Origin of the sequence: Streptomyces sp. NPDC091271 (assembly GCF_044757505.1) — a bacterium.
Taxonomy (GTDB): domain Bacteria; phylum Actinomycetota; class Actinomycetes; order Streptomycetales; family Streptomycetaceae; genus Streptomyces.
Window position 1 is genome coordinate 152,222 of record NZ_JBIVVD010000010.1, and the last position, 13,286, is coordinate 165,507.

The following is a 13,286-nucleotide window of genomic DNA, read 5'->3' on the forward strand; positions in this document are numbered from 1 at the left end:
GCTCATGATGTGTGGCACGTGAGCCGCCGAGCACGTGGAGTCGCCACGGACGGACCGGATCCAGGCAACCGCCCCCTCCGCGGGAGTCCTCGGCGCACGACACGTCTCGCACCGACGACCCCCTTCCTTCCCGCGCCGAAGGGCCGCCCGAGCCGCAACACCACCTGGGCGACGAAAGCAACGGAGCTCCTCATGCCCCAGAGCCGCACCCCCGCACCACCCACCCCCGACCGCTCCCGCGTCACCGCGAACGTCGTACGCGGGTGTCTCGGCAACCTCGTCGAGTGGTACGACTGGTTCGCCTACGCCACGTTCAGCATCTACTTCGCGTCGGTGTTCTTCCCCGAGGGCGACCGGACGGCCCAGCTTCTCTCCACAGCCGTCGTCTTCGCCGTCGGTTTCTTCATGCGCCCCCTCGGCGGCTGGCTGCTCGGCGCGTACGCGGACCGGTTCGGCCGGCGCCGCGCGCTGACCCTGTCGGTGACGCTCATGAGTGCCGGATCCCTGACCATCGCCCTCGCCCCCGGACACGACGCCATCGGCCTCTGGGCCCCTGCTCTGCTGATCCTCGCCCGGCTGGCGCAAGGCCTCTCCGTGGGCGGCGAGTTCGGCTCCAGCGCCTCCTACCTCTCCGAGGTCGCTCCCGAAGGACGCCGGGGCTTCTACTCCAGCTTCCAGTACGTCTCCATCGTGATGGGCCAGCTGGCCGCGCTGCTCGTGGCGATCGCCCTGCAGAACCTCCTCACCGAGGACCAGCTGCACAGCTGGGGATGGCGCATCCCCTTCGTGATCGGCGCCGTGGCCGGTCTGGTCGTGATGTACCTGCGCCGCAGCATGGAGGAGTCCGACCACTTCGAGAAGGAGCAGGCGCGCACCGCCAGGCAGCGCGCCGAAGCCGGCCCCCCTGAACGCAAGGGCCTGGTCGCCCTGTTCGCCGAGTACCCGCGCCAGCTGCTCGCCGTGTTCGGACTCGCCATCGGCGGCACGGTCGCCTTCTACACGTACACGACGTATCTGCAGAAGTATCTGGTGAACACCACCGGCATCCCCCAGTCGACCGTCACCCTGATCGGCTTCGCCGCACTGTTCGTCTACATGCTGATGCAGCCTGCCGTGGGTGCCCTGTCCGACCGCATCGGCCGCCGCCCCGTCATGTTCGCCTTCTCCGGCGGCTGCATGCTGCTGACGGTTCCGCTCATGACGCTCCTCGGCCGCACCAGCAACCCCTGGATCGCCTTCCTCCTCATGACCGTGGCTCTGACCTTCGTCACCGGCTACTCCGCCCTGGCCGCCATCATCAAGGCGGAGATGTTCCCCACCAAGGTCCGCGCCCTCGGCGTCGGCCTGCCGCACGCCCTGGTCACCGCCACCTTCGGCGGGCTGACCGAGCCCATCGCGCTCGCCCTCAAGGACGGCGGCCAGGAGAACCTCTTCTTCTGGTACGTCACCGGATGCGTCGGCCTGACCTTCCTGGCGACCCTTCTCGTACGAGAGCCGTCCCGCGTCTCCCATCTCGACGTCACGGAGGCGTCCGCCGGCGCCCCGCGACCGTCGAAGACCGCACCACTCGCCTGAAACCCGAGGTCCGATCCCATGCAGCCCGCCCCCCTCAGCTCCTACGTCGAGACCTGGCACCCCGGACCCGTCACGGCCCACGACCCGATGGACCCGGGGCCCACCGCCGCCGTGTCCGCCCTGCTGGATTTGCCAGGACCGGCCGCCGAGGCCGGTGCCCCCCTGCCGCCCCTCTGGCAGTGGTTCCACTTCCTGCACTGGCCCGCCCAGCACGAGCTGGGCCCGGACGGGCACCTGCGCGACGCCCGGTTCCTCCCGCCGCTCCCCGACCGCCAGCGCATGTTCGCCGGGGGGCGCTCCCGGTCCGTCCGGCCCCTGCGCCTGGGCGAGCCGGCCGAACGCGTCAGCAGCCTGGGCTCGGTGACGCCGAAACACGGCCGCAGCGGGGAGCTGCTCTTCGTGACGGAACGTCAGGAGTTCCGCCAGTTCGGCCGCACCTGCCTGGTCGAGGAACAGGACATCGTCTACCGGTCCGGGCGCGGCAACGGGCAGCACCCGGCCTCCGTCGACGACCGCACGGTCCCTGACGCGGAGGAATCCTGGCAGCTCCGCCTCCAGCCGGACCCGACGCTGCTGTTCCGCCTGAGCGCCCTCACGGCCAACGCCCACCGCATCCACTACGACGCCCCGTACTGCCGTGACACGGAGGGCTATCCGGGTCTCGTCGTCCACGGCCCGCTGCTGGCCCTGCTCATGCTGGAGGTGGTCAGGCGAGAGGCCCCCGGCCGTCAGGTGGGCACGCTCTCCTTCAAGCTGCTGCGGCCGGCGTTCGCGGGCGAGCACCTCCTCGCGGAGGGCGACCTCTCGGGCACGGGTGCCCAACTGCGCACCGCCACCCACCGCGACGCGCGCCACGCCACCGCCGAGGTGACCTTCGCATGAACACGCACACCCGGATCGCGGCCGCCCGCACCCTGCTCTTCGTACCGGGCCACCGGCCCGACCGCTTCGACAAGGCCGCGGGCTCCGGCGCCGACCTCGTCATCGTGGACCTGGAGGACGCGGTAGCCGCCGAGGACAAGGGCCGGGCCCGGCGGGCCGCCGCCGAGTGGCCGGGGCTCGGCGACCGTACGGTCGTACGGGTCAACGCGCCCGGCACCCCGTGGTTCGAGGCGGACCTGCGCATGGCGGCCGGTCTCGGCTGCCCGGTGATGGTGCCGAAGGCCGAGGACCCGGCGGTCCTCGCGGAGATCGCCGTCCGCTGCACCCTGATCGCCCTCATCGAGACGGCGCTCGGCGCCGAGCGGGCGTACGAGGTGTGTTCCGTACCGGGCGTCGTCCGCGCCGCGTTCGGCAACGTGGACCTCGCCGCGCAGCTCGGCGTCGCCCACGACGACACCCTCGCCCTGACCCACGCCCGCTCCCGCCTCGTCCTGGCGTCGGCGGCAGCGGGTATCAGCCCACCGGTGGACGGCGTCACGACCGCGGTGCGGGACGCCGACGCGCTGGCCGCGGACACGGCACACGCCCGCCGTCTCGGCTTCTCGGGCAAGCTCTGCGTCCATCCGGCGCAGATCGCCCCGGCGGCCGCCGGCTTCGCCCCGACGGAGGACGAACTGCGCTGGGCACAGGCGGTCCTGGGTGCCGGGGAGGCGGTCACGACCGTCGACGGACACATGGTCGACAAGCCGGTCCTGGAGCGCGCCCGTAGGATTTTGGCACGACCATAGCGACTTCAGCACTTCAGCGACTTCAGGAACTCTAGAGCGACTTCAGCGACTTCAGGAACTCTAGGAGCTCCAGGGGCCACTCACCGCACGATTGACATGTACAGGTTTATTCAGGATGCTGTGAGAGCGCTCTTTGCATCGATGTACATGTCGGCGGGACAGCCGGCAGCCCCTCCCCCGGCGCCACGTCGGCGCTGAGGCCAACTGATGGAGCGGGATGATGAGGCTTTCTCGTCGCCTTTCCGGTGTCGCCGCCTTCGCACTCTCCGTCGTACTCGCCGCAGCGATGTCCCTGTCCTCCGCCGAGTCCGCGCACGCCGGTCAGACCGGTCTACGGGCCGCAGACCCCAGCGTGCTCCGCGTCGGCGCCACGTACATCTCGGTGCAGTCGACCGGTGACGGCATCGCCGTGCGTCAGGCTTCGTCGACGGATGCCCTTGCCTCTGCCCCCGCCCGCCAGGTCTGGTCGGACTCCCGCGGCCTCGGCGAGGTCTGGGCCCCGGAGATCGTGAGGGACGGCGGTCGCTACTACATCTACTTCGCGGCCGGGCGAGGTGCGGCCCACCGGATGTATGTCATCAGCTCGGCCTCACCCGACAGCGGGTACACCGCCGAGACGAAGCTCGCGCTCGCCGACGACAAGTGGGCCATCGACGGCACCATGTTCACCTTCGAAGGGCAGCGCTGGTTCGTCTGGTCCGGCTGGGCCGGCGACACCGACGTCGAGCAGAACCTCTACATCACCAGGATGAGCAGCCCGACCACCCCGACCGGCGCGCGGTACGTCATCTCCCAGCCCCGGGAGAGCTGGGAGCGGGTGGTCGGCAACCCGTTCATCAACGAGGCGCCCGAGGCGATCAAGGACCCGAACGGACAGCTGCACATCGTGTACTCCGCCAACGGCAGCTGGAGCGACCAGTACTGCCTGGCGGACCTGAGGCTCCGGTCCGGCGGCGACCCGACGTACGTCTGGGACTGGTACAAGTCGAACGGCTGCCTGTTCGGCTCCAACCGCGCGACGATGATGTCCGGCTGGGATCCCACTCTGTACGTCGACGGCCCCGGCCACCACAGCTTCGTCCTGCTCGACGGCGACATCGGTACGAGCCCGCCGGCCGGCCCGCGGTTCCCGCTGATGTTCCACGCGGTCGCGAAGGGGACGCCGTACTCGTGGGCCAACCGGCACTGGTACACCGGCACGTTCAGCTGGTGGGGCGACATCACCTACGGCCGTGCGAACGTCCCGGGCGCCGGAACCAGCACCGGCTGGAGCCTCAAGTTCTTCGAGTGACGGGCACAAGTCCGGGGCCCCGCCTGTTTCTTGGGTACGAGGGCCCCGGTCGGCACCGTCCGGAAAAGGTGTGGCTCTCCTCGCGGGTCCGGGTTACGCTCCCGCCGATGACTACTCGATGTGTCCCCAGATTGGGGGTCCCGTCCGCGCAAGGTGAGTGCTGATGCTCACCGAGACCGCGTTCGAGGATTCCCGCCTTTCCTTCTGGCTGCGCGTGCGCGAGATCGCCGTGCCGCCCTCCATGATCGAGACCGCGACGGCCCGGCGTACCGCCGGCGACTGGGCGGCGGCGTGTGCCGCCGCCGGATTCGACGTCGACCTCGACCTGCGTACCGTCAGACGCGTCCATGGCGGCGAACTGGCCGCCCTGCTCCGGGCGGACCTGCGCCGGCTCGCACCCGATCTGCTGCGGTGGCACATGCCCAGGACCGCACCTGAAGGTCTCCTGCGGCCCGGTACGGCCCTCACGCTCGTCCGGTACGACGATCCCGGGCGCCCGCGCCCGGTCCACCTCGTCGCACGCACCGCGCCCGCGTGGGCGGATGCCGGACAGCGGATCAGCCTGGCGCTGTGGGACGGAGCCGCGTCGCCGGGACCGTGCGGATACCGGCCCCCCGACCGGCGGTTCCGTCTGGATCTGCACCGCCATCTGTGGGACGCGAGCCGCAGCGTCGAACTGCGCGAGCGCTCTGCGGCCGGTGGGCCGGCACCACGGTGGGCCTCGTCCCTGGCGGGCTCGGAGCGGTTCGCGTCCGACCGGTGGGCAGCTGAGGCGGCCCTGTTGCTGACGGCGGAGAGGCGTCCGGGAGGGGGCCGTGTCGCGGTCCGTCTCGGCGCCCGGAGACGCCTCCTCCTGGACGTGGGCGCCTCCGCGGCGGCCTCGGGGGGAGGCGACACGACGTCCGGGGTGCGGTCCGCCGTGTTCGCACGGGCGGGTGCCTGCGCGGGACTTCCGGTCCTGCCCGACGCCGCCACCTGGGTCCTGCCCGACCTCGAACTGCTGCGCGGTGGCTGGATCGCGGCCGAGCGGCTGCATCCACTGGTGGCGGCTGCCCTGGAACCCGGAACACCACGGCCCTCCACTGCCTGCCCCTCCGCGGACGGGGAAGGCCGGACCGCGCCGAGGCTGGTGGACTGCCGGGGCGCCCGGCACCGGATCGGCCTGGTCGACGGAGTGCTGGTCCCGCTGGACCACGATCCCGCCGAGATCCGGCGGGAGGAACTGCTCGCCGCACTCACCGGCACGCCCCTCCCCTGCCTCCAGGTCATCGACACGGCGCATCGCCGGCCGGACTGTCTCACCGATGTCCGTGACCGACTGGCCCATGGGGACGCGGCAGGTGCCCTGACCCGTATCGAGAGCATGCTCGGCGCCGGGGCGCATCTGAGGGACGGGGACCTCCGCGACGCCCTTCACGAGGCCGCCCGACAGCGGGTGACCCATGGCTTGTTCAGGGCCGGTCTCACCGGTCCCGGGCGGGAACCACCCGTCCAGAAACCTTCACGACCCGCAAACCACCGCTCCCGACCACGGCAAGCGGCCTCTCTCTGACCTCCGCCGGTGGTTCCGCAGGACCGCCGCCCTCCCTGCCGTGCCCTCGCGCGCCCGCACCACCGGGCGACCGCCCTCGACGACCCCACAGGTGATGCCTCATGTCCACGTACGCCCCGCTCGCCGGGACCACGCTTTCCGAGACCGTGCTCCCCGAGACCCCACTGCCCGAGACGCCGCGGACGCCGGACCCGTCCGACGCCCTCGAGCCCTCCGCCCTCGATCCCTCCGCCCCGGCCTCCCGCCCCGACCTGTCCGGCGAGCTACTGGCTCTGCTGCGTGACACGACCACCGCACCCCGTCCGGACCCGCAGCTGGAGGCACTCACCCTGGCCGTGTCCGCGGATCTGCCGGTGTTGCTGTGGGGCGAGCCCGGCATCGGCAAGACGGCTGCGCTCACCCAGCTCGCCACCACCCTGGACCTGCCACTGACCACGGTGATCGCCAGCGTCCACGAACCGTCGGACTTCTCCGGTCTTCCCGTCATCGGGGACGACCCGGCTGAGAACGGAATCCCGATGGCGCCGCCGGACTGGGCGGTACGGCTGGTGCGGGCGGGCCGCGGCCTGCTGTTCCTCGACGAACTGTCCACCGCCCCGCCAGCCGTGCAGGCGGCGCTCCTGCGCCTCGTACTCGAACGCCGGGTCGGCGCTCTGCGCCTGCCGCCGGGCGTACGGATCGTGGCCGCCGCCAATCCCCGGTCCTCCGCCGCCGACGGATGGGAGCTGAGTCCGCCACTCGCCAACCGGTTCGTCCACCTCCAGTGGGTCCACGACACCGACGTGGTGGTACGGGGGCTCGGTGGAGTCTGGCCCCGGGCCACGCTGCCGGTGCTCGACGCCGGCCGGCTGCCCGAGTCCGTGGCGTTCGCCCGCCGCGCGGTGTGCGGGCTGCTCGGCGCCCGTCCCGCCTTGGTGCACCGGCTGCCCTCGGGCGAGGCCCAGCGCGGCGGTGCCTGGCCGTCACCGCGCAGCTGGGACATGGCGCTGTGCCTGACCGCCTTCGCGACCGCCGCCGGCGCCTCGCGCGATGTCCTGTCGATGCTGGTCAGGGGCACGGTGGGGGATGGCCCCGGGCTGGAGTTCCTGGCCTACCTGGACAGGATGGACCTGCCTGATCCGGAGGACCTGCTGGCCGATCCGGGGAGTGCGGAGCTGCCGGGGCGCGGGGACCTGCGGCAGGTGACGCTGGACGCGGTCGTCGCCGCGGTCCGCACGCGCCCCGAGCGGGGCCGGTGGGATGCCGCCTGGGCGCTGTTGGCCAGGGCGGCGGAGACCGGCGCTCCGGACCTGCTGGTCGTTCCGGCGACGACGCTCGCCACCCTGCGCCGCGACGACTGGGAGGTGCCGGTGTCGATCGAAGGGCTCGCCGGAGCGGTGTCCGTATCGCAGCGGGCCGACCTGGCGAAGGTCCGCGCCCTCGACGTCACACGGGTGGGCCGGTGAACGCGCCCGCCCCCGGCCGGCCCGCCGCGCCCGCCGACCGCGTCCCCGAGAGCGGGCTGGACACCGGGAAGCTCTTCGCGGCCCGCCTTCAGGCAGCCCGGGTGCGGCCGTACCTCGCGACGGCCTTGTTCGCCCTGCATCCTGTGGAGTCCCGCGGCGTCCCCACGATGGCGGTCGATCCGGACTGGCGGTGCTACGTGTCACCCGCCTTCGTCGACCGCACACCGGTGGAGGAGCTGGCCGGTGTCTGGGTGCACGAGGTGTCGCACCTGCTGCGCGACCACCACGGGCGCAGCGACCGCTATGCGCACCGCCACCGACTGAGCGGTCCGGCCGAGCGGTTGCGGATGAACATCGCGGCCGACTGCGAGATCAACGACGACATATTCGGTGAGGGGCTGGTGGGGCCCGCAGGAGCCGTCCGCCCGGGGTCACTCGGGCTGAAGGACGGCGAACTGATGGAGGACTACCTCCGCCAGTTCCGGCTCGGGCCGCACACCGCCCACCTGGCGTGGCTGGAGTGCGGCAGCGGTGCGGACGGCCTGCCGCGCCCGTGGGATCTGGGACCGGACGGGGCGCACGGACTCAGCACGCAGGAACGGGACGCGGTCCGCTTCCGGGTGGCGCAGGGCATCGTGGGCCGCCCGGGGAGTGCGCCTGCGGGGTGGCGGCGGTGGGCGGACGAGGCGTTCCACCCGCCGCAGCCCTGGCGGGAGTTGCTCGGAGCGGCTGTGCGGTCGGCGGCCTCCGCGCCGGGCACGGGCGAGGACTATGTGTACGGCCGGCCGGCGCGCCGTTCGGCGGCGGTCCCGGGCGCGATCCTGCCGAGCCTGCGGCGCAGGCCGACGCGCGTCGTCGTGGTGATCGACACCTCGGGCTCGGTCAGCGACGGGGAGCTGGGCAGCGCGCTGCTGGAGGTGGCGGCTATCTCCCGGGCCGTGGGCGGTCGCCGCGACCTCGTCGGCGTACTGCCGTGCGACGCGGCGGCCGGCCGGGTCCGCCCCCTGTGCGGCGGCGCGGAGGGCGTCGAACTGCTCGGCGGTGGCGGAACCGACCTGCGTACGGGCTTCGCCCGCGCCCTGGAGTCCCGTCCGCGCCCGGACGTCGTGGTGATGCTGACGGACGGCCAGACCCCGTGGCCGTCCCGGCGCCCGCCGTGCCGGACGGTGGTGGGCCTGTTCGGCCGCGACAACCACCGCTCGTCCTACAACGAGTCAGATCCCGAGTACACCCCGGACGGGCCACCCGCGTGGGCCCGGGTGGTGGCCATCGGCTGACGGCGAAGGGCCACCGGCCAGGGGTTCCCGACACGGCGGGTGGCCGGTACCGCAGGGACGTAGCCCGACCAGCAAGAGCGCGGCGGGAACCTCGCTTCCCGCGCCGCGACCTGCCTCCGCGTCCTCGGCCGGAAACGGCAGGGCCGCCGAGGGCGCCTGGCCCCATGGACGCTCCGTCAGGTCGAGTCTGCCCAGGTGCTGTGCGGGTGCCGGCTTCGCCGCGATCGACGCCCTGGCGGAACGGCTGTCACCCCTTGGAGGTGGTCTCCCGGATCACCGGCTCGACCTCGCGCCGCACGGTCGAAGGGCTCCCATCCCTGGCAGCCCCAGCTCCTGTCCGATCCAGGTCAGCGTGCCGAGGGGGGCCAGTTGACGAACCGCTTGGGACGCGGCGGCGCGTAGGTGCGCACCTTCGAGGTGGTCAGCCCGAGGCGGACGAGGGACTCGGCAATGGTCACCGCGGCGCTCACCCCGTCGACGACGGGGACCCCGGTGCGTTCGACGCGCTCGGTGAGGCCGGACATGCCGCCGCATCCCAGGCAGATCACCTCCGCCCGGTCGACCTCCACGGCCTGGGCGGCCTGTTCCACGATGGCGTCGACAGCCGCCTTCTCGTCCCGTTCCAGGTCGAGCACCGCGAGCCCGCTGGCCCGCACGGAGGCGCAGCGCGCGCTGAGACCCGCGGTGTGGAGACGTTCTTCGATCAGCGGGACCGTGCGGTCGAGGCTCGTGACGACGGAGTAACTGCGGCCGAGGAACTGTGCGGTGCTCGCAGCCGCCTCGGTGATGTCGACGACGGGCACGTCGAGCAGTTCCTGCAGTCCTTCCCGGCCGTGCTCGCCGTAGCCGGCCTGGATCACGGCATCGAACGGTTCCGGGTGGGCGCGGACCGCTTCCATCACGGCGATCGCGGCGAGGTAGCTCTCGTAGTTGCCCTCGACGGACTCCGCTCCGAAGGAGGGGGTCAGCGGGACGATCTCGGTACCGGGTGCCGCCGCACCGGCCGCCTGCCTGCCGATCGAGTCGGTGATCGACTGCGTGGTGTTGACGTTGACGACGAGGATGCGCATTCCACGGCCTTCGGTTCGGCGGGTCGTTCGGTGGTTCATTCGGCGGTTCATTCGGCGGCGACGGCGATGGCCTCGCCGTCCACGTCCCGGATCTGTGCGCCGCGGTCCGCGACGATCGTGTACAGCACGGCGGCGAGAAAGGCGCCCACGAACCAGGAGAATCCTGCCGCGGCATGGAAGAAGGGCACGAGGGCTACGACAACGGCGACAGCGGCACTGGGGACGAAGGCCGCTACGGCGCGGGGGTTGAAGCCGCGGCTGTAGTGATACTCGCCCCCGGGGTCCTCGCTGTAGAGATCGGGCACGTTGATCCTGGACTTCCGCAGCAGCCAGTAGTCCGCCATGATCACGCCGAAGAGCGGTCCGAGGAGGGCGCCGAGCCCGCCGAGGAAGTAGTTCACGATCACCGGGCTGTTGTAGAGATTCCACGGCAGGATCACCAGCCCGGCGACCGCGCTGACCACGCCTGCCCGACGGAAGTTCAGCCGTCGCGGGAAGAGGTCGATGAGGGCGTAGATCGGCGCGACGAAATTGGCCAGCAGGTTCACCGCGACGGTCAGCGCGATGAGGGCGAGCGAGGCCGTCGCCAGGAGGAACATGTTCGGAATGGTCCGGACGATGTCCGTGGGGCTGGTGATGACGTGCCCGTCGAGCTTGAACTGCGCCCCGCTGAGGACCACCACGATGACTGCGAAGAAGAGCATGTTGAGCGGGATCCCGACCACGTTGCCGCGGACGATGGAGCCACGGCTCCTGGCGGAGCGGGTGAAGTCGCAGAAGTTCAGTACGAAGGTCCCGTAGATCACCACCCACAGAGCGGCGGCCTGAAGGATCTGCAGCCACATCGCTCCGCCGGTGAGTGGTGCGTCGACTGAGAGGGAGATCGAGCCGTCAGCCCGTAGGAACATCCAGATCGCGAGGGCGAGCATGGTGATCAGGGTCGTGGGTGCAGCGAAGGCCATGTACCTCCGGATCATCTGCATGCCGTAACTCACGATGAGGAGTTGCAGGGCCCACAGGAAGAGGAAGGAGATCCAGCCGAGGGTCGACTGCCCGAGGAAGGAATTCGAGTCCAGACCGCGAAGCCCGGGGAACAGTGCGATCAGCAGCGTGCTCAGGACCGCGGAGGCGAGGTAGGTCTGGATGCCGAACCAGGCGATGGCGACGACGCCACGGACGGCAGCCGGTATCTTCGCGCCCCTGATGCCGAACGCGATGCGGCTCATGACAGGGAAGGGGACACCCGTCTTGTGCCCCATGAACCCTGACAGCGTCAGCAGCAGGAAGAGCAGCACCGACGCGAGGGCGAAGGCCGCCAGGATGCCCCACACGTTCAGTCCCAGAGCGAAGAGACCGATCGCGAAGGCGTAGTTGCCGAGACTGTGGACGTCGTTGGCCCAGAGCGTGAAGACGTTGTACGCGCCCCAACGGCGCCCCTGCTTCTTCGTCGGGGCCAGGTCGTAGGTGTACAGGACGGAGCTGGTGCCTCCGGTGCCCCCGGCATCTCCGGTGTCCCCGGTGGCCGTCCCGGGCGGCCGGTCCTCCACAGCAGTCATCGATCGACCCTCGAGTATTCGCTAGGGGCCGCAACGAGGCCTGTTGATGGCCTACTTCAGGAGAAGGCTGCACACCACGGGCCCTGGCGACCGAGAGAGGTTTCAGAGGTTTCCACAAGGTGGAAGTTGATTTCCGCAAACCAAAACGTAGTTTTCACCAAAGCGCAGCGTCAAGGGTTACGGGCAGGTGACTTCGACGCGGAGGGCGTGAGACTGCCGGGAGCGCGGGCACGGGGAGCGCCATGCGCCACCGCGAACAGGGACATGCGCGAGGGACACGATGACCAGACGGGAGCACGCCTACGCGCGGGGGCTGCGAGGCGTTCGCTCACGATCATGACCGAGGGCTTTGACTCCTGACCGCTTGGCGGAGTCGCTCACGGGTGGAGGCACGAGGAGACTCAACGCTTCCCTGACCTCTCGGCATCCCCGCCCTCCGGTGGACAACGCCAGGCGACGGGTGCACAGATGACGGGAGCCTCAGGCACTACAGAACGGGCTACCGCACCGGGCTGGTCCAGCGCGGTAGCCACGGCTGTCGCCCTGACCGCAGAGGATCGGGATGGCGGCCGCGAAGGCACCCGGCGTGACGTACGCAGAGCGGACAGAGGACGCGATCGACCACGAAGGCATCGGCGTCGTCCGCGCGCCGGCCGGGGGACCCCCGTACGGCAAGCCGGGGGCGCCACGGTCCGGTTCAGCCCGAGATCGAGCTCAGCGTGGCCGACCAGGCGGGGCACCGACCCACGGAGAGGGGAACATCGGAGGCGAGCCGCGAGCTGAGCGACGGCAGCGGCGGCTCCAAGGATGCCGACTCCCGGAGAGCAGCCGCCCCTCCCCCACCGGCCGACAACATTTCACATGAGGCGGGCGGGGCTTCGTGCCGGCGCGACTCAGACGGACGGGTTGCGGAAGTAGTGGCCCTTGTCCAGATCATCGATGAGCCCCGGTTGCGTCGGCAGCCACCCCGTCAGCTCGCGTGTCACCGCACTGGAGGCCGGCTGGTCGGTGGAGAGCACCATGGCGAGCCAGCCGAAGTGCTCCCCGGCCTCCTCCGGCGGCACGGAGGCCACCGGCACATTCAGGTGCCGGCCTATGACCTCGGCGATGCTCCGGAGGGAGACACCCTCGTCGGAGACGGCGTGCAGCGTCGATGCCGCCGGGGCCTTCTCCAGCGCGACGCGGAACATGTCCGCGGAATCCAGGCGGTGGACAGCGGGCCAGCGGTTGCTCCCATCGCCGTAGTAGCCCGCCACACCCTTCTCGCGAGCCGTGCGGATCAGGGTCGCCACGAAGCCCTGATCCCCTTCTCCATGATTTGTCCGCGGCAGGCGCACGACGGACGAGCGGACGCCGCGGGAGGCGAGTGAGAGCACCCACTCGGCGGTGGCCATCCGGGCCATCGGGCCCGCGAGCACCGGATCGTCGGCGACACCCGGGAGAACGTCGTGCCCGTCGAACTCGGTCGCCACCCGCCCGGGCACCGCGGGCGTGCCGGAGGCGAGAACGAACGGCTTGTCCGAACCGGTCAGCGCCTCTCCCATCGCCTCGACCGCGCGCCGGTCCCTGTCGGCCGCACCCTTGAAGTCCCCTCCCAAGAAGGCGACTTCGTGGTCGAACGCGAGATGGATCACGCCGTCCGCCGCCGCGGACGCACTGCTCAGGACATCCAGATCATCAAGGGTGCCGCGGACCGCCGTGACCCCGGCTGCGGTCAGGGCCTTGACGGAGGCGTCCGAACGGGCGAGTCCTACGACCTGATGTCCTGCCCCGATCAGGTCGGGGACGACAGCGGAGCCGATCCAGCCGGATGCGCCGGTGACGAAAACACGCATGTGAAACGACCTCCT

The 13,286-nt window shown here is 71.1% G+C and carries 10 protein-coding genes; 7 read left to right on the plus strand and 3 right to left on the minus strand.

Going from position 1 to position 13,286, the window contains the following annotated elements; translation table 11 throughout:
* Positions 1-192 precede the first annotated feature (192 nt).
* The 7 genes from ACIQM3_RS34655 to ACIQM3_RS34685 all read left to right on the plus strand — a co-directional run bounded on the left by ACIQM3_RS34655 (position 193) and on the right by ACIQM3_RS34685 (position 8,810).
* Positions 193-1,575: an MFS transporter gene (locus ACIQM3_RS34655; RefSeq protein ID WP_401631592.1), complete on the plus strand. Its 1,383-nt coding sequence runs from the start codon at positions 193-195 to the stop codon at positions 1,573-1,575.
* Between the two features lie 18 nt (positions 1,576-1,593).
* A complete protein-coding gene (locus ACIQM3_RS34660; RefSeq protein ID WP_401631595.1) occupies positions 1,594-2,457 on the plus strand; it encodes a hypothetical protein in 864 nt (287 codons plus the stop codon).
* Positions 2,454-3,245, plus strand: a complete 792-nt coding sequence (locus ACIQM3_RS34665; RefSeq protein ID WP_401631598.1) for an HpcH/HpaI aldolase/citrate lyase family protein — start codon at positions 2,454-2,456, stop codon at positions 3,243-3,245. The genes ACIQM3_RS34660 and ACIQM3_RS34665 overlap by 4 nt, the downstream gene beginning before the upstream one ends.
* Before the next feature lie 220 nt (positions 3,246-3,465).
* Entirely contained in the window at positions 3,466-4,536 is a 1,071-nt protein-coding gene (locus ACIQM3_RS34670) for a glycoside hydrolase family 43 protein (RefSeq protein WP_401631601.1), read from the plus strand.
* A 163-nt stretch (positions 4,537-4,699) separates the two neighbouring features.
* Positions 4,700-6,088, plus strand: coding sequence for a hypothetical protein (locus tag ACIQM3_RS34675; protein WP_401631604.1), 1,389 nt, complete (start codon positions 4,700-4,702; stop codon positions 6,086-6,088).
* Positions 6,089-6,189: 101 nt separating this feature from the next.
* A complete protein-coding gene (locus ACIQM3_RS34680) occupies positions 6,190-7,533 on the plus strand; it encodes an AAA family ATPase (protein WP_401631606.1) in 1,344 nt (447 codons plus the stop codon).
* Positions 7,530-8,810: a VWA-like domain-containing protein gene (locus ACIQM3_RS34685; RefSeq protein ID WP_401631608.1), complete on the plus strand. Its 1,281-nt coding sequence runs from the start codon at positions 7,530-7,532 to the stop codon at positions 8,808-8,810. The genes ACIQM3_RS34680 and ACIQM3_RS34685 overlap by 4 nt, the downstream gene beginning before the upstream one ends.
* 347 nt (positions 8,811-9,157) lie before the next feature.
* Here the strand turns inward: ACIQM3_RS34685 and ACIQM3_RS34690 are convergent, their stop codons facing one another.
* The 3 genes from ACIQM3_RS34690 to ACIQM3_RS34700 form a co-directional block, all read right to left on the minus strand.
* Entirely contained in the window at positions 9,158-9,880 is a 723-nt protein-coding gene (locus tag ACIQM3_RS34690) for an aspartate/glutamate racemase family protein (RefSeq protein WP_401631892.1), read from the minus strand.
* Between the two features lie 47 nt (positions 9,881-9,927).
* Positions 9,928-11,436 (minus strand): NCS1 family nucleobase:cation symporter-1, encoded by a 1,509-nt coding sequence (locus ACIQM3_RS34695; RefSeq protein ID WP_401631611.1) that lies wholly within the window; start codon positions 11,434-11,436, stop codon positions 9,928-9,930.
* A gap of 893 nt (positions 11,437-12,329) precedes the next feature.
* Positions 12,330-13,271: an SDR family oxidoreductase gene (locus ACIQM3_RS34700; protein ID WP_401631613.1), complete on the minus strand. Its 942-nt coding sequence runs from the start codon at positions 13,269-13,271 to the stop codon at positions 12,330-12,332.
* Positions 13,272-13,286: the final 15 nt, after the last annotated feature.